Annotated in this window: 16 protein-coding genes; 10 read left to right on the top strand and 6 right to left on the bottom strand. The window is 69.5% G+C overall.

Annotation, left to right across the window (positions count from 1 at the left end; translation table 11 throughout):
- Window positions 1–21 precede the first annotated feature (21 nt).
- Window positions 22–528, bottom strand: a complete 507-nt coding sequence (locus tag OHS70_RS25730) for a GNAT family N-acetyltransferase (protein ID WP_328400968.1) — start codon at window positions 526–528, stop codon at window positions 22–24.
- Between the two features lie 87 nt (window positions 529–615).
- Here OHS70_RS25730 and OHS70_RS25735 point away from each other — a divergent pair, with 87 nt between their 5' ends.
- Together OHS70_RS25735 and OHS70_RS25740 are read left to right on the top strand one after the other, a co-directional pair.
- Complete coding sequence (locus OHS70_RS25735; RefSeq protein ID WP_328400970.1) at window positions 616–1,071, top strand: MerR family transcriptional regulator; 456 nt, start codon at window positions 616–618, stop codon at window positions 1,069–1,071.
- Window positions 1,072–1,076: 5 nt separating this feature from the next.
- Window positions 1,077–2,090, top strand: a complete 1,014-nt coding sequence (locus OHS70_RS25740; RefSeq protein ID WP_328400972.1) for an aldo/keto reductase — start codon at window positions 1,077–1,079, stop codon at window positions 2,088–2,090.
- Window positions 2,091–2,338: 248 nt separating this feature from the next.
- On the opposite strand, the gene OHS70_RS25745 is transcribed toward OHS70_RS25740, so the two are convergent.
- From OHS70_RS25745 to OHS70_RS25755, 3 genes are all read right to left on the bottom strand, one after another.
- A complete protein-coding gene (locus OHS70_RS25745; protein ID WP_328400974.1) occupies window positions 2,339–3,202 on the bottom strand; it encodes a DUF4429 domain-containing protein in 864 nt (287 codons plus the stop codon).
- A gap of 66 nt (window positions 3,203–3,268) precedes the next feature.
- A complete protein-coding gene (locus OHS70_RS25750; RefSeq protein WP_328400976.1) occupies window positions 3,269–4,489 on the bottom strand; it encodes an alpha/beta hydrolase in 1,221 nt (406 codons plus the stop codon).
- A gap of 161 nt (window positions 4,490–4,650) precedes the next feature.
- Entirely contained in the window at window positions 4,651–5,298 is a 648-nt protein-coding gene (locus tag OHS70_RS25755; protein ID WP_328400978.1) for a TetR family transcriptional regulator, read from the bottom strand.
- A gap of 116 nt (window positions 5,299–5,414) precedes the next feature.
- Between OHS70_RS25755 and OHS70_RS25760 the strand changes: the two genes are divergently transcribed.
- The 3 genes from OHS70_RS25760 to OHS70_RS25770 all read left to right on the top strand — a co-directional run bounded on the left by OHS70_RS25760 (window position 5,415) and on the right by OHS70_RS25770 (window position 7,936).
- Window positions 5,415–7,022, top strand: a complete 1,608-nt coding sequence (locus tag OHS70_RS25760) for an MFS transporter (RefSeq protein WP_328400980.1) — start codon at window positions 5,415–5,417, stop codon at window positions 7,020–7,022.
- A 151-nt stretch (window positions 7,023–7,173) separates the two neighbouring features.
- Complete coding sequence (locus OHS70_RS25765) at window positions 7,174–7,578, top strand: peptidase inhibitor family I36 protein (protein ID WP_328400982.1); 405 nt, start codon at window positions 7,174–7,176, stop codon at window positions 7,576–7,578.
- Window positions 7,579–7,627: 49 nt separating this feature from the next.
- Entirely contained in the window at window positions 7,628–7,936 is a 309-nt protein-coding gene (locus tag OHS70_RS25770; protein WP_328400984.1) for a small hydrophobic protein, read from the top strand.
- A 3-nt stretch (window positions 7,937–7,939) separates the two neighbouring features.
- Here the strand turns inward: OHS70_RS25770 and OHS70_RS25775 are convergent, their stop codons facing one another.
- Both OHS70_RS25775 and aceE read right to left on the bottom strand, forming a co-directional pair.
- Window positions 7,940–8,755 carry a potassium channel family protein gene (locus OHS70_RS25775; protein WP_443062655.1) on the bottom strand — a complete coding sequence of 272 codons (816 nt, stop codon included), beginning with the start codon at window positions 8,753–8,755 and terminating at the stop codon, window positions 7,940–7,942.
- 103 nt (window positions 8,756–8,858) lie between these two features.
- Window positions 8,859–11,606: a pyruvate dehydrogenase (acetyl-transferring), homodimeric type gene (gene aceE, locus OHS70_RS25780; protein ID WP_328400988.1), complete on the bottom strand. Its 2,748-nt coding sequence runs from the start codon at window positions 11,604–11,606 to the stop codon at window positions 8,859–8,861.
- Between the two features lie 448 nt (window positions 11,607–12,054).
- Here aceE and OHS70_RS25785 point away from each other — a divergent pair, with 448 nt between their 5' ends.
- The 5 genes from OHS70_RS25785 (at window position 12,055) to OHS70_RS25805 (ending at window position 15,798) form a co-directional block, all read left to right on the top strand.
- Window positions 12,055–12,492, top strand: coding sequence for a DUF3052 domain-containing protein (locus tag OHS70_RS25785; protein ID WP_328400990.1), 438 nt, complete (start codon window positions 12,055–12,057; stop codon window positions 12,490–12,492).
- Between the two features lie 128 nt (window positions 12,493–12,620).
- Window positions 12,621–13,079, top strand: coding sequence for a peroxiredoxin (locus OHS70_RS25790; RefSeq protein WP_328400992.1), 459 nt, complete (start codon window positions 12,621–12,623; stop codon window positions 13,077–13,079).
- Between the two features lie 143 nt (window positions 13,080–13,222).
- Window positions 13,223–13,798: a TerD family protein gene (locus OHS70_RS25795; protein WP_328400994.1), complete on the top strand. Its 576-nt coding sequence runs from the start codon at window positions 13,223–13,225 to the stop codon at window positions 13,796–13,798.
- A gap of 124 nt (window positions 13,799–13,922) precedes the next feature.
- Window positions 13,923–14,498 carry a TerD family protein gene (locus OHS70_RS25800; RefSeq protein ID WP_328400996.1) on the top strand — a complete coding sequence of 192 codons (576 nt, stop codon included), beginning with the start codon at window positions 13,923–13,925 and terminating at the stop codon, window positions 14,496–14,498.
- A 151-nt stretch (window positions 14,499–14,649) separates the two neighbouring features.
- Window positions 14,650–15,798: a DUF475 domain-containing protein gene (locus OHS70_RS25805; RefSeq protein ID WP_328400998.1), complete on the top strand. Its 1,149-nt coding sequence runs from the start codon at window positions 14,650–14,652 to the stop codon at window positions 15,796–15,798.
- Window positions 15,799–15,896 lie beyond the last annotated feature (98 nt).

Consider the following 15,896-nt stretch of genomic DNA (forward strand, 5'->3'; position numbering starts at 1 on the left):
CGACTGGCCTCACCGGCCCGTTCAGCGACGCCGCGAACAGTGGAGTGCGCTTTCCCCGTCACAGCGACAGCCGCATCGCCGGGTCGGTGTTCGGACGAAGCCCAGGGACGTGTACAGCGGCTCGCCCTCCGAGGAGGCGCGCAGGTCGATCCTGCGCACGCCGCGCTCCCGGAACCAGCCCAGCAGGCCCTCCATGCAGGCGAGTGAGCAGCCGCGGCGGCGCATGTCCTCGTCCGTGGCGACGCTGAACACATAGCCGCTCGTGCCCTCGGGGTTGCCGGGGCCGCCGAGGCGGTACTCGATCGTGCCGACCGCGCAGGCCGCGAGGCCACCGCCGGGGCCGGGGCGTTCGACCACGTAGGCCGTCAGCGTGCCCGCCGGGTCGGAGAGGCGGGTACGCAGCGTCGCCACCGCGGCCGGCTGCCAGCTGACATCGGGGTTCGGGCCATGGCAGGAGTCCTGCATGACCTTGCGGAGGCGGACCAGTTCTTCGGCGTCCTCAGGCGTGGCGCGGCGGGCGAGACTCATGATCCGGGAGGCTAATTCGCGAAGCGGGGAAGCGGCCACATGTTTCCCCTTGCTTGGAGTGCACTCGAAGGTTCTAGCGTGGAGGCCATGACGGTGATCGAGAGCACCCCGGCACGGACGGATCTCTGCAAGGCCGTTCCCCGCGCGCATCCGCGCCCCGACGGTCAGGACCGCTACACCATCAGCGAGGTCGTCGCCTTCACCGGGCTCACCGCGCACACCCTGCGCTGGTACGAGCGGATCGGGCTGATGCCGCATGTGGACCGGTCGCACACCGGGCAGCGGCGCTTCACCAACCGCGACCTGGACTGGCTCACCTTCGTCGGCAAGCTGCGTCTGACCGGGATGCCCGTCGCCGACATGGTCACGTACGCCGAGCTGGTCCGGGAGGGCGAGCACACCTTCGAGGCCCGCCAGGAGCTGCTGCAGAGCACCCGGCGCGATGTCGTCGAGCGGATCGCGGAGCTCCAGGACACCCTGGCCGTACTGGACCACAAGATCGAGTACTACGCGGACGCCCGAAGGGCGTCGGAGAGGGTCTGACCCCGATGACCAACAGCAAGATCGCACAGGTACGCCTCGGGACCGGTGGTCCGCTCGTCGGTGTCCAGGGCCTGGGATGCATGGGCATGAGCGAGTTCTACGGGGCCACCGACGAGGCCGCGGCCCGGCAGACGCTGGAAGTGGCGCTCGCCGAGGGCGTCACGCTCTTCGACACGGCCGACGCCTACGGGCGGGGCGCCAACGAGGAGTTCCTCGCGCCGTTCGTGGGCGCGCACCGTGACGAGATCACGCTGGCCACCAAGTTCGCCATCGAGCGGACCGACGATCCGCACTACCGGGGCATCCGCAACGACCCGGCCTACATCCGCCGGGCCGTCGAGGACAGCCTGCGTCGTCTGAGGACCGATGTCATCGACCTGTACTACATGCACCGCCGCGACCCGGCCGTACCGCTCGCCGATTCCGTCGGCGCGATGGGCGAGCTGGTGCGGCAGGGCAAGGTCAGGCATCTCGGGCTGAGCGAGGTGACCGGCGCCGAGCTGCGCGAGGCGCACGCCGTGCACCCGATTGCCGCGTTGCAGTCGGAGTGGTCGCTGTTCAGCCGGGACGTGGAGCGCAGCGCGGTCGGCGCCGCGGCCGAGCTCGGCGTCGCCTTCGTGCCGTACTCGCCGCTCGGCCGGGGCTTCCTCACCGGGGCGTTCACCGACGCCGCCAAGGACCTGCCGCAGGAGGACTTCCGCCAGTACCAGCCGCGCTTCACCGGCGAGAACGCGAGGACGAACGCGGCCCTGCTGGAGCCCGTCCACAAGATCGCGGCGGCGCACGGGGCGACCGCCGGCCAGGTCGCCCTGGCCTGGGTGCAGCAGCGGGCCCAGGTGCACTCGCTCGCCGTGGTCCCGATCCCCGGCACCCGCAGGGCGAGCCGTCTGCTGGAGAATGCCGGCGCGACCCGGCTGACGCTGAGCGAGGACGAGCTGGCCGCGCTGGAGCCGATCGCCGGCCAGGTCGCCGGCGACCGCTACCCGGACATGTCCTCCACGTCGGCCGCCCGCGAGTAGCCCCGCCGGCGCCCGCGGTGTCGCGCGACCGGGGCGGGCCCTCTCGGGCAGGCCGAACTGCTCATCCTGGGTGAGGAGTTCCGCTGCGCGGGTGCGGGCGGCGGCGTTGTCGCTCTGCCGGACCGGGCCGAGGCCGAGAACGGTGACCGGCCGCGCGGGTCGGCGTCCAGGAGGCCGGGGCGGCCCGGGCGGGTCACCCGAGCCCCGGGGCATCACGCCCACGGACCCGGCCACGCCCGAGACCCCCGTTACAGCTCCGCCAGCAGCTCCGCCTTCTTCCGGCTGAACTCCTCGTCCGTCACCAGGCCCGCCAGGTGCAGATCCCCCAGGTGCCGTATCCGCTCGGCGATGTCGGCCGGGTCGCGGCGGGCGGCGCGCGGGGTCAGGGCCGGGGCCGGGCTCGTGTTGCGTACCGACTCCAGGACCGCCGCAGCGAACGGCAGCGACTCGTGGACCGGGCCGTACCCGAGACCGAACACCACCGCGGCCGGGTCCTGGTCCGCCTGCGCGGGCTGAGCGCCGCCGGAGTCCGCCGTGCGGCGCAGCAGCCGCAGATAGCCGTCGAAGACCTCGGGCGAGCGCCACTCCACCCCGCTCAGCTCGGACAGGGGGAAACTCTGGTCGCCCGCCTTCCACTTGGCGGACGACGCGCCCGTCCAGAACCAGCGGAACGCGACGTGCTTGCCGTCGAAGGAGGCTTTGCCGTCGTACGCCTTGAACCCCAGCGGGGCCTCGGGCGCGGCCACCAGGTACTGCTCGGCGGCCCGGTCCGCGTCCGGCCCGAGCCGGGCCCGCAGCTCGTCCGCGTAGTACTCGGCAAGCACCTCGCGGTCCGCCGGCAGCACCAGCCGGTACGGGTCGCAGCCTTCCTTCAACTGCCCGGCCGCCGCCTCCATCAGCGGGTCGGCGCCCGGTCTCGGCACCGCATGCAGGACGACCGTGCCCCGCTTGCCCGGGGAGAGCGTCACCGCTGCCAACGCCTCGTGCGGGATGCGCCGTTCTCGCAGCGCGGCCCAGAGCTTCGGCGTGCGGATCCCCCGTTCGAAGCGGATGAGCACGGAGTCGGTCTCGAACTCCCAGGTGGCTTGAAAACCCGCCAGCACATCACCCATGTGCCTCATCGTATGCGGACGACGCCTGTCCGTCGCCCCTCGGTCATCAGCCCGATGCACCGTGCTCTACGCGCGTCCGTCCGTGCTCATGCCGGAAATACCGTGACGGCATCCGTCATCGCCACCCGCGCAGCTCACGCCCGCGTACCAACCGACGCCTATCTCGGCGAAGTTGTCGACGCTTTCGGTACCCGGCTCGAAGTAGCCGGTGTGGCCGACGGCACCGGCCGAGGACAGCACCCGCGCGCCGAACTCCGGCGTCACCGGGTCCTCGCCGTGCCCGAGCCCGCCGACCTCCATGTGCGGCACGTCCTGGATCCAGTCGTCGCCGTCGCGCATGGCCCACACCCTGGCGCCGGTACCCAGCCCGGCGACGTTCTCGGCGCGCATCCCGGGGCTGCCCGCCACCGCGATGTCCTCGACACGGTCCGGCAGACCGCGGGCGGCCACGCCGCACACCACGGAGCCGTAGCTGTGGCAGAACAGCGACACCGTGGAGTCGCCGGGCAGCGCCTCGGTGAGGGCGGTCAGCCGCACCGCGCCGTTCTCGGCGAGCCGTCCTATCGCCGACTCCATGCCGACCCCCACGGGCGAGGTGTAGTCGGCCCAGGCGATCACGGCCGTGGGCACCTGGGGGGCGGCGGCCCGCTGTGCCGCGTACAGCGACTGGGCCATGCCGACCGGCGCGGAGTACTTGCGGGCGGTGCGCTGGAAGGTGAGCAGATTGGTGTCGACGCCGGGCACGATCACCGAGACGCGCTGCGCCTGGTCGAGGTCGCCCAGGACCTCGGCCACCCGGCCGGGGCCGGCCGGGTCGAAGGCGAGGATCTGCCGGTCCTTGCTCATCAGCACGTGGAACCGGTCCATCCGGCGGACCGCCTCGCGGTGGCCTGCCGCCGTGAGGTTGGGGTCGTCGACGCGCTTGCGCTCGGCCGCGAGCGAACCCGCCAGCGCCTTGCGGTTGGCGCGGTAGCGCAGGGTCACCGGTACACCGCTGAGGTTGCCCACGACATGGGGGAACCTGTCGGCGAGCGAGGCGCTGTCGGCCGCGCCGATCGAGGCGAAGAACGCCGCCAGTTCGTCCGGCCGGGCATCGGCGTCAGGCACGTCGCGCCCGCTGACCGTGGCCCTGTTCCATCCCGCCTGCTCGGCCGCGAAGGTGTCGCGCGGGCTGCCGGGGTGCCGGACGGCGGTCCAGCCGGTCATCGCCAGCATCACGAAAACCACCGCGAGGGCGAGCAGGGCGCGGCACACGGTCGATGTGGGGGAGGAGTCGAAGGAAGTCACTGCGGGACACCCTAGGAGACGCGCGCGGGGGCTCGCCGACAGCGTGAGACAGATCACGTGAGGGGAACGTAATGACGGGGAAGCGAGTCACGTTCCGTGTGCCCGAGGCGTACGCTCCGGCGCGGAACGGGTGGTTCCGGGCAGCTGGCCTTATCCGGTGCTTATCTCGCCGCTGTCGTACGCCAGTTCTGGGCCAGTGCTGCCCCGAGGTGGTCGAGGTAGTCCGCCGTGAGCGCCCGGATCGACTCCATGCCGACGTCCTCCCCCTGCCCCCACAGCCGCCCGGTCACCCGCATCACACCGCTGAACGCGGCGACGGCGACACGCGGGCGCGGGTCCGTGTCCACATCGAGTCCCTCACGCGCGGCGATGAGTTGGGCGATGGTCTCCTCCACCTCGGCGGAACGGCGCAGATGGGTGGCCAGCAGCGCCGGCGTCGACTCGATCATCCGGTAACTGCGCATGTACAGATCGACCGGAACGATCTCCTCGATCGCCTCGCCGATGGTGTCCCAGGAGCCGAGTACCGCGCCGCGCATCGCCTCGAACGGACCTTCTGCGGCGGGCCGTTCGCGCAGCGCCGCGATGAAGTGCGACTCCGCAAGGTCCTGGACGGCGAAGGCCGCCTCCTCCTTGGTGGCGAAGTAGCGGAAGAAGGTGCGCTGGGAGACCTCGACCACGTCGGCGATCTCGTCGACGGTGGTCTCCTCGTACCCCTGGGTGGTGAACAGCTCGAGCGCCGCACGCAGGAGCGCGTCACGGGTGCGCTGCTTCTTGCGGGCGCGCAGTCCGGTCGGCTCGACCGTCACGTCACCGTCCTCTTTCTGATGCTTTGAAACGTCTCAGCCTATCTCTGGGCCATGTGTCAGTTACCGGTGGGTGAATCGGTTTGTCAACTGTCAGTCGCTGACATATTGTCCCCCGTATGACTAGTCAGACCGCTGTCGAGAAGGCGCCGAGGGACCCTCAGGACCCCATGCCGGCAACGGCCAAGGGGCTGCGCGGCCACCCCTGGCTCACGCTGTTCGCCGTGGCCATCGGCGTGATGATGGTCGCGCTGGACGGCACGATCGTCGCGATCGCCAACCCCGTCATCGCGAAGGACCTCGGCGCCACCTTCGCCGATGTGCAGTGGATCACCAACGGATACTTCCTCGCCCTCGCCGTGACGCTGATCACGGCGGGCAAGCTCGGTGACCGCTTCGGCCACCGCCAGACCTTCCTCATCGGTGTCGTCGGATTCGCCGCGGCCTCGGGTGCCATCGGGCTGTCCGACAGCATCGCCCTGGTCGTGACCTTCCGTGTGCTGCAGGGTCTGTTCGGCGCGCTGCTGATGCCCGCCGCGCTCGGCCTGCTGCGCGCCACCTTCCCCGCCGAGAAGCTGAACATGGCGATCGGCATCTGGGGCATGGTCATCGGCGCCTCCACGGCCGGCGGCCCGATCCTCGGCGGCCTGCTCGTCGAGCACGTGAGCTGGCAGTCGGTCTTCTTCATCAACATCCCGGTCGGCGTCATCGCGCTGGTCCTGGGGGTGCTGATCCTCAAGGACCACCGCGCCGAGAACGCGCCGAAGTCCTTCGACGTCCTCGGCATCCTGCTGCTGTCCGCCGCGATGTTCTGCCTGGTCTGGGCGCTCATCAAGGCGCCGGCCTGGGGCTGGGGCGCGGGCTCGACGTGGGGCTTCGTCGCGGCTTCCCTCGTCTGCTTCGGTCTGTTCGCCCTGTGGGAGACCAAGGTCGATGAGCCTCTCGTCCCGCTGCAGCTGTTCCGGTCCGTGCCGCTGTCGGCGGGCACGGTCCTGATGGTGCTGATGGCCATCGCCTTCATGGGCGGCCTGTTCTTCGTCACCTTCTACCTGCAGAACGTGCACGGCCAGAGCCCCGTGGAAGCCGGTAAGCACCTGCTGCCGCTGACCGGCATGATGATCGTCGGCTCCCCGCTCGCGGGCGCGCTGATCACCAAGGCGGGCCCGCGGATTCCGCTGGCCGGCGGCATGCTGCTCACGGCGGTAGCGATGTACGGCATGTCGACCCTGACCGCCGACACCGGCAGCCTGACCATGTCCGTCTGGTTCGCCCTCCTCGGCCTCGGCCTCGCACCGGTCATGGTCGGCGCGACCGAAGTCATCGTCGGCAACGCCCCGATGGAGCTCTCCGGCGTCGCGGGCGGCCTCCAGCAGGCCGCCATGCAGATCGGCGGCAGCCTCGGTACGGCGGTGCTCGGCGCCGTCATGGCCTCCAAGGTCGACAACGACCTCGCGGGCAACTGGGCCGACGCCGGCCTCCCGCAGCTCACCCCGGAGCAGATGGACCAGGCGGCGGAAGCCGTTCAGGTGGGTGTGCCACCGGTGGCGCCCGGCACGCCGCCGGCGCTCGTCGAGAAGATCACCTCGGTCGCGCACGACACCTTCATCTCCGGCATGGGCCTCGCGTGCCTGGTCGCGGCGGGCGTCGCCGCCGTCGCGGTCCTGGTCGCGCTGCTCACCAAGCGCGGCGCGAACGCGGATGAGGGTGCGGGCGCGGCCCACATCTGACGTCAACCTCGTGCATACGACAGCCCCGCCGGGTCCGCCCGGCGGGGCTGTCGCCTATCAGGGTGATCCACGCCCGGCCCCCTTCCGTACCCGCGTCACCACAGGTCAGGGTGCGGCCAAGTGATCCGTAACCACACGGGGGTTGATCCGTATGCGTACGACCGTCCTCGCGGCCGCCCTGGCCGCCACCGCCCTGCTCGCGTTCGCCGCCGCCTCGCCAGCCGCCGCCTCGCCAGCCGCCTCCTCGCCCGCCGCCTCCGCGGCGCCGCCCCGGCTCGGTGCCTGCGCGGCCGGTCAGCTCTGCCTGTGGGCGAAACCGGACTTCAGGGGTGCCCGGCAGGTGCATGAACTGTCCGGCCTCGACATCGACTCCTGCATCGCGCTCCCGGCCGGCACCACCGCCCAGGCGCTGGCCAACCGCCTCGGGCGGCCGGTGACCGCCTACCAGTCCCAGGAGTGCGCGGAGACCGGGGAGTTCGAGACCTATCCGGGCGGCGGGACCTGGGTGCCGCAAGCCCCGTACCAGATCAGGGCGTTCAAGGTCTGGGAGCGCTGAGGCGGGGTACCCGAAAGTCCGAGCCCTGATTCGACGACCCCAGGGAGTGATGATGGCGGGCTTCGGAAACACCACGCGCAGGCACCCCCGCTCACGCGGCTTCAACTGGTCCCGGAGCGGGCCGGATCGCGCGGCACTCGGAATCATCGGGCTGATCTGTGCGATCGCGGGATTCTTCGTGCTGGGGATCGTCCTCGGCCCGATCGCGATCGCCTGCGGCTGGCTCGGCATGGGACGCCGCTGGAACGGCGCCCAGCCCGTGCCGGCCCTGGCCGCTCTGGTTCTGGGTGCGATCGACACCGTCCTGGCCGTGGTCTGGCTGGCGGGGGTCACCGCCCCCGGCAGTGGAATGTGGTGATCGTCAGCCACGGACAGCCGTGTCGTCGGACGCACCGGCCGGGGCGGGCACAGCGCCCGTCCCGGCCGCCGGGTCCGCCGCACCGGCGGTCGCCGCGGTCGCGGAGAGCGTCGCCACCTCCGCCCGCAGCGCCTTGACCTCCGTGGTCAGGGCCTCGAGGAGCGCCGTCTGCCGGCGCTCCTCGGCGTCGTCCCGCTCGAAGCGCGCGATGAACCACGCGGCGATGTTCGCCGTCACCACACCGAGCAGCGCGATCCCCGACAGCATCAGCCCTACGGCGAGCACCCGCCCGAGCCCGGTCGTCGGCGCATGGTCGCCGTAGCCGACCGTCGTCATGGTGGTGAACGACCACCAGACCGCATCGCCGAGTGTCTTGATGTTCCCGCCCGGCGCGTCCCGCTCCACACGGAGCACCGCCAGCGATCCGAACATCATCAGCCCCACCACCGCGCCGCCGACATAGGTCGTCAGCGTGATCTGCGGGGCCATCCGGGCCCGCCGCCCGACGAGCAGCAGCGTGGCCACCACCCGCAGCAGCCGCAGCGGCTGCACCAGCGGCAGCAGGACCGCCAGCAGATCCAGCGGATGGCTGCGCACGAACAGCCGCTTGCCGGGCGCCAGGGCAAGGCGGACGAGGTAGTCGAAGGCGAACGCGCCCCACACCGCCCACTCGACGCCCGTGCACAGCGTGTGCACCCAGCGGCCGGCGTCCGGGGTGACGATCGGTACCGAGTACGCGAGGCCGAACGCGCCGGCCAGCCACAGCAGCGGTCCCTGGGTGCGCGCTTCCCAGCGCATCTGCGCGGTTCGTTCCTTCATGCCCGGCATCGTAAGGGGGCGGCCCCTCACCCCAGCGGCGCGCCGAGGGCGGCGGTCCGGTGGCCCGGTCCCGCCGCCCTCGGTGGCGCCCGCCGCAGGCGGGTTACGCGTCGCCGCCGGCCGCGCCCGGGTCCGCCGCGGCCACATCGAGCAGCTGGTAGCGGTCCACCGCCTGCTTCAGCACGCTGCGGTCCACCTTGCCCTCACGCGCCAGCTCCGTGAGCACCGCCAGCACGATCGACTCGGCGTCGATGTGGAAGTAGCGCCGGGCCGCGCCGCGGGTGTCCGCGAAGCCGAAGCCGTCCGCGCCCAGCGACTGGTACGTGCCCGGCACCCAGCGGGAGATCTGGTCCGGGACCGAGCGCATCCAGTCCGAGACCGCGACGAACGGGCCTTCGGAGGCGGACAGCTTCTGCGTGACGTACGGGACGCGCTGCTCCTCCTCGGGGTGCAGCAGGTTGTGCTTCTCCACCTCGACGGCCTCGCGGCGCAGCTCGTTCCAGGAGGTCGCCGACCAGACGTCCGCCCGGACGTTCCACTCGGCGGCAAGGATCCGCTGGGCCTCCACCGCCCATGGCACTGCCACGCCGGACGCCAGGATCTGCGCGGGGATCGTGCCGGACTCGCCCGCCCTGTAGCGGTGGATGCCCTTGAGGATGCCCTCGACGTCCACGTCGGCCGGCTCGGCCGGGTGCTGGATCGGCTCGTTGTAGACGGTCAGGTAGTAGAAGACGTCCTCGCCGTGCGGGTGCTCGGCGTCCCCTCCGTACATCCGGCGCAGACCGTCCTTGACGATGTGCGCGATCTCGTAGCCGAACGCCGGGTCGTAGGCGACACAGCCGGGGTTGGTCGAGGCCAGCAGCTGCGAGTGGCCGTCCGCGTGCTGCAGACCCTCACCGGTCAGCGTCGTACGGCCCGCGGTGGCACCGAGCACGAAGCCGCGCGAGAGCTGGTCGGCCATCTGCCAGAACTGGTCGCCGGTGCGCTGGAAGCCGAACATCGAGTAGAAGACATAGACCGGGATCAGCGGCTCGCCGTGCGTGGCGTACGCCGAACCGGCGGCGATCAGCGAGGCGGTGCAGCCTGCCTCGGAGATGCCGTCGTGCAGCATCTGGCCGGTCGGCGACTCCTTGTAGGCGAGCAGCAGCTCGCGGTCCACGGCCTCGTACTGCTGACCGAGCGGGTTGTAGATCTTCGCGCTCGGGAAGAACGAGTCCATGCCGAAGGTGCGGTACTCGTCCGGCGCGATCAGCACGAAACGCCTGCCGATCTCCTTGTCCCGCATCAGATCCTTGAGCAGGCGGACGAACGCCATGGTGGTGGCGATCGACTGCTGACCCGAGCCCTTCTTCACGGCCGCGTACGTCTTGTCGTCCGGCAGCACGAGCGGCTGGGACCGCACGACACGGGTCGGGACGTAACCGCCCAGGCCCTTGCGGCGGTCGTGCATGTACTGGATCTCCTCCGAGTCGCGGCCCGGGTGGTAGTACGGCGGGAGACCGTCCTCGAGCTGCTTGTCGGTGATCGGCAGGTGCAGCCGGTCGCGGAAGCCCTTCAGGTCGTCGACCGTGAGCTTCTTCATCTGGTGCGTGGCGTTGCGGCCCTCGAAGTTCGGCCCCAGGGTCCAGCCCTTGACCGTCTGGGCGAGGATCACGGTCGGCTGGCCCTTGTGCTCGCGGGCGGCCGAGTAGGCCGCGAAGATCTTCCTGTGGTCGTGGCCGCCGCGGCCCAGGTGCAGGATCCGGTCGTCGGTCATGTTCTCGACCATGGCGCGCAGCCGGTGGTCGTCGCCGAAGAAGTGCTCGCGGATGTACGCACCGGTCTCGGTGGCGTACGTCTGGAACTGCCCGTCCGGCGTGATGTTCAGCTTGTTGACCAGGATGCCGTCACGGTCCTGCGCCAGCAGCGGGTCCCAGGAGCGGTCCCAGACAAGCTTGATGACATTCCAGCCGGCGCCGCGGAACTGCGACTCCAGCTCCTGGATGATCTTGCCGTTGCCGCGTACCGGGCCGTCGAGGCGCTGCAGGTTGCAGTTGACGACAAAGGTCAGGTTGTCCAGGCCCTCACGGGCGGCGATGGACAGCTGGCCGAGCGACTCGGGCTCGTCCATCTCGCCGTCGCCGAGGAACGCCCAGACATGCGACTTGGAGGTGTCGGCAATGCCGCGCGCCTCCATGTAGCGGTTCATCCGTGCCTGGTAGATCGCGCCGAGCGGGCCAAGACCCATGGAGACGGTCGGGAACTCCCAGAAGTCCGGCATCAGCCGCGGGTGCGGATAGCTGGACAGGCCGTTGGGGTACTTGGACTTCTCCTGGCGGAACGCGTCGAGCTGGGTCTCGTTCAGCCGGTCCAGCAGGAACGCGCGTGCGTAGATTCCGGGCGAGGCGTGGCCCTGGAAGAAGATCTGGTCGCCGCCGTCGCCCTCGTCCTTGCCGCGGAAGAAGTGGTTGAAGCCCACGTCGTAGAGCGATGCGGAGGAGGCGAAGGTGGCGATGTGGCCGCCGACACCGATGCCGGGGCGCTGCGCGCGGGAGACCATCACCGCGGCGTTCCAGCGGGTCGCGTTGAGGATCCGGCGCTCGATCTCCTCGTTGCCGGGGAAGAACGGCTCGTCCTTGGTGGCGATGGTGTTGACGTAGTCCGTGCTGCGCATCTCGGGCACGGCGACACGCTTCTCGCGCGCCCGCTCGATCAGGCGGAGCATCAGATAGCGGGCGCGCTCGCGACCCCGCTCGTCGACGGCGGCGTCGAGGGAGTCCAGCCACTCCTTGGTCTCTTCTGGATCGAAGTCCGGGACCTGGCTGGGAAGGCCGCCAATGATGATCGGGTTGCGATCGGATCCGGAAGCCACGCTGTTCCTTCGCTGTTCGGTGGATCTGCCACTGGGATGTCTGCGCTGTGTCGCACCGCCTCCATCGTGTACCGCGGGAAGGCGTACGTCATCTCTACCGAGGGGTAACCCCGGATCTTCCTGGCATCCGGTCCGAAGCCCGTGACCGGAGAGGGCCAAATCGCAACCTTACGCCCAACGCGCGCAAGTGTTTCGTTCGGCCGTTCGGTTCCGATCGGTGGCCCGACGGGTAGGAATGGCGCAAAGATGGCTGAAAGGTCCCATCCCTCACGCGACGGAGCCCTCGTGCTCGCCTGGAGATGCGCCGAGACGGCAGCAAACGTCACCGTTTCGGCGGTCTGAACGGCCGGGTACTTGCGCGATCCGCCCCGCCCGTGTGGACTACGGCCAACGCCGCGCGTACGCGCGCGGCCGCAGCATTTTTCCGAAAACGATCAGGAGGCAAGCCGTGAGCGCGACCGCGGACCACGCGGAGGAGCGGACCAACCCGGCGTCAAGGCTGGGGTTCGAGCCCGGACAGGTGGTCCAGGAGATCGGCTACGACGACGACGTCGAGCAGGAGCTCCGTGAAGGCATCGAGGCCGTGACCGGCCAGGAACTCGTCGACGAGGACTACGACGACGTCGCAGACGTCGTCGTGCTGTGGTTCCGGGACGAGGACGGCGATCTCACGGACGCACTGGTGGACGCCATCGGTCTGATCGAAGAGGGCGGAGCCGTCTGGCTGATGACTCCGAAGACAGGCCGTGACGGCTATGTCGAGCCCAGTGACATCAACGAGGCCGCCCAGACCGCGGGACTCTCCCAGACCAAGAGCATCAACGCCGGCAAGGACTGGTCCGGCAGCAGGCTGGTGACTCCCAAGGCGGCGAAGTCGAAGCGCTGAGCCGCAGCAGCAGAACCGAGGCCCTCGCCGGCAAAGGAGACCGGCGGGGGCCTTCTGCGCTCCGGCGGGCGCCTTCTGCGTAGGCTGGTCCTTCACCGGATCGGCTTACCGAAGGGATGGCGTTTTCCATGGCGATCGAGGTCGGGGCGAAGGCCCCGGAGTTCGAGCTGAAGGACAACCACGGCCGCACCGTGGCGCTCTCCGAGTTCCGCGGCGAGAAGAACGTGGTGCTGCTCTTCTACCCGTTCGCCTTCACCGGAGTGTGCACGGGCGAGCTGTGCGCGCTGCGCGACGAGCTGCCGGCGTTCGTCAACGACGACACGCAACTGCTCGCCGTCTCCAACGACTCGATCCACACCCTGCGGGTCTTCGCCGAGCAGGAGGGTCTGGAGTACCCGCTGCTCTCGGACTTCTGGCCGCACGGCGAGATCTCGCGCGCCTACGGCGTCTTCGACGAGGAGAAGGGCTGCGCGGTGCGCGGCACCTTCATCATCGACAAGGAAGGCGTGGTCCGCTGGACCGTCGTCAACGCTCTGCCGGACGCCCGCGACCTGAACGAGTACGTCAAGGCGCTCGACACCCTCTGATCCACCGGGCAACCGCCCTGATCCATCGGGCAACCACCGCGCAACACCTGTTTTGACCGGGAACCGGTCACTAGGATCCATTCGTTGATCCGATTGCCAACGCACTACGGGGGCGCTGCCCCTGAAAACCAATGGAGGGACTCGTGGGAGTCAGCCTCAGCAAGGGCGGCAACGTCTCGCTGACCAAGGCCGCGCCCGGCCTGACCGCCGTCACCGTGGGCCTGGGCTGGGACGTCCGGACCACCACCGGCACCGACTTCGACCTCGACGCCAGCGCCCTGCTGACCAACGCCGAGGGCAAGGTCGCCACCGACGGCAACTTCGTCTTCTTCAACAACCTCAAGAGCCCCGACGGCTCCGTCGAGCACACCGGCGACAACCTGACGGGCGAGGGCGAGGGCGACGACGAGCAGATCAAGGTCAACCTGGCCGGCGTCCCGGCCGACGTTGACAAGATCGTCTTCCCGGTCTCCATCTACGAGGCCGAGAGCCGTCAGCAGTCCTTCGGCCAGGTGCGCAACGCGTTCATCCGCGTGGTGAACCAGGCCGACAACAACGAGCTCGCCCGCTACGACCTGAGCGAGGACGCCTCGACCGAGACCGCGATGGTCTTCGGCGAGCTGTACCGCAACGGGGCGGAGTGGAAGTTCCGTGCCATCGGCCAGGGTTACGCCTCGGGTCTGCGCGGCATCGCGCAGGACTTCGGCGTCAACGTCTGATCCGCCTTCGCACCGCGGAATTGACCGTACGCCGACCGTACGACAGTGTCCGGCGCCGCACTCCCGTGTGCGGCGCCGGACGCGCCTGCTTGTCCGTAACACCACTTCGGGGAGGACCACCGTCATGGGCGTCACGCTCGCCAAGGGAGGCAATGTCTCCCTCTCCAAGGCCGCACCGAATCTCAGCCAGGTCCTCATCGGACTGGGCTGGGACGCACGCTCCACCACAGGGGCGCCCTTCGATCTCGACGCCAGCGCGCTGCTCTGCCAGGACGGGCGCGTCCTCGGCGACGACTGGTTCGTCTTCTACAACCAGCTGACGAGCCCGGACGGATCGGTCACCCACACCGGCGACAATCTCACCGGTGAAGGCGACGGCGACGACGAGTCGCTGATCGTGGACCTCCCCGCCGTGCCGGCGCACTGCGACAAGATCATTTTTCCGGTCTCGATCCATGACGCCGACAACCGCGGCCAGACCTTCGGCCAGGTCAGCAACGCCTTCATCCGCGTGGTGAACCAGGCCGACGGCCAGGAACTGGCCCGCTACGACCTGAGCGAGGACGCCTCGACGGAGACCGCGATGATCTTCGGCGAGCTGTACCGCTACGGGGGCGAATGGAAGTTCCGAGCCGTGGGGCAGGGGTACGCGTCGGGGCTGAGGGGCATCGCTCTAGACTTCGGGGTCAATGTTTCGTAAAGCCATGTGCGGCGCACTGCAAAGTCGGGGGTCGGTCCCCAGAGGTTCTGCTGGGGACCGGAGGCGCTCCGGGAGATTGCAGCGCGAGCCGCGTGCGGCTCGGGGGAGGCCCGCTCCGGCGGGAGACCCGTACACAACGATTGGGTAGCCAGTGGTACTGAAAACCTTCGGCTGGTCGTTCGCAGTCACTGCGCTCGGCCTGGTCGCTGCGGTGTTCTACGGGGGGTGGACGGCCTTCGGGCTCGTCGCGATCCTGTCCGTCCTGGAGATCTCGCTCTCCTTCGACAACGCGGTGGTCAACGCCGGCGTGCTGAAGAAGATGAGTGAGTTCTGGCAGAAGATCTTCCTCACCATCGGCATCCTGATCGCCGTCTTCGGCATGCGCCTCGTGTTCCCCGTCGTGATCGTCTCGATCACCGCGTCGCTGGGGCCGATCGAGGCGATCGACCTCGCACTGAACGACCACGAGAAGTACGAGCAGCTCGTCACCGACGCCCACCCGGCCATCGCGTCCTTCGGTGGCATCTTCCTGCTGATGATCTTCCTCGACTTCATCTTCGAGGACCGTGACATCAAGTGGCTCGGCTGGCTGGAGCGGCCGCTGGCCAAGCTCGGCAAGGTCGACATGCTGTCCGCCTGCATCGCGCTGATCGTCCTGCTGGTCACCTCGATGACCTTCGCCGTCCACGCCCACCAGTACGGCGGCGTGCACACCGACAAGTCGGCGACCGTGCTGCTCTCCGGTGTCGCGGGTCTGATCACCTACATGATCGTCGGCGGACTGTCCGGTTACTTCGAGGACAAGCTCGAGGAAGAGGAAGAGCGCGAGCACGAGGCCGAGGAGGAGGCCAGGAAGGCCGGAAAGCCCGTCTCCGCCGTCAAGCTCGTCGGCAAGGCCGCGTTCTTCATGTTCATGTACCTGGAAGTCCTGGACGCGTCGTTCTCCTTCGACGGCGTCATCGGTGCCTTCGCCGTCAGCAACGACCCGGTCGTCATCGCGCTCGGCCTCGGTATCGGCGCCATGTACGTCCGGTCGCTCACGGTCTACCTGGTCCGCCAGGGCACCCTCGACGACTACGTCTACCTCGAGCACGGCGCGCACTACGCGATCGGTGCGCTCGCGGTCATCCTGCTGATCACCATCCAGTACGAAATCCCCGAGGTCGTCACCGGCCTCATCGGCGTCGCCCTGATTGCCTGGTCCTTCTGGTCCTCGGTGCGGCGCAACAAGGCTCTGGCGGCAGCCGAGGGAAAAGCTGAGACCTCGGACGACGAAGCCGGAGTGTCGTCCGGGGTGTGACACCCTCCCGGGTGAGGAACGCTCTGAACGGGGCGGTCGCGAGGTTCCTGAGCCTCGGGGCCGCCCCGCTGCTTGTGCGCGGGGACCGACGGACCAAT

This window comes from Streptomyces sp. NBC_00390, from assembly GCF_036057275.1.
GTDB lineage: Bacteria > Actinomycetota > Actinomycetes > Streptomycetales > Streptomycetaceae > Streptomyces.

Excerpts from the sequence above, each read along its gene's own strand:
- OHS70_RS25730 (WP_328400968.1), bottom strand. The coding sequence starts at position 528 with ATGAGTCTCGCCCGCCGCGCCACGCCTGAGGACGCCGAAGAACTGGTC.
- OHS70_RS25735 (WP_328400970.1), top strand. The coding sequence starts at position 616 with ATGACGGTGATCGAGAGCACCCCGGCACGGACGGATCTCTGCAAGGCC.
- OHS70_RS25740 (WP_328400972.1), top strand. The coding sequence starts at position 1,077 with ATGACCAACAGCAAGATCGCACAGGTACGCCTCGGGACCGGTGGTCCG.
- OHS70_RS25745 (WP_328400974.1), bottom strand. The coding sequence starts at position 3,202 with ATGGGTGATGTGCTGGCGGGTTTTCAAGCCACCTGGGAGTTCGAGACC.
- OHS70_RS25760 (WP_328400980.1), top strand. The coding sequence starts at position 5,415 with ATGACTAGTCAGACCGCTGTCGAGAAGGCGCCGAGGGACCCTCAGGAC.
- OHS70_RS25765 (WP_328400982.1), top strand. The coding sequence starts at position 7,174 with ATGCGTACGACCGTCCTCGCGGCCGCCCTGGCCGCCACCGCCCTGCTC.
- OHS70_RS25770 (WP_328400984.1), top strand. The coding sequence starts at position 7,628 with ATGATGGCGGGCTTCGGAAACACCACGCGCAGGCACCCCCGCTCACGC.
- OHS70_RS25775 (WP_443062655.1), bottom strand. The coding sequence starts at position 8,755 with ATGAAGGAACGAACCGCGCAGATGCGCTGGGAAGCGCGCACCCAGGGA.
- OHS70_RS25790 (WP_328400992.1), top strand. The coding sequence starts at position 12,621 with ATGGCGATCGAGGTCGGGGCGAAGGCCCCGGAGTTCGAGCTGAAGGAC.
- OHS70_RS25800 (WP_328400996.1), top strand. The coding sequence starts at position 13,923 with ATGGGCGTCACGCTCGCCAAGGGAGGCAATGTCTCCCTCTCCAAGGCC.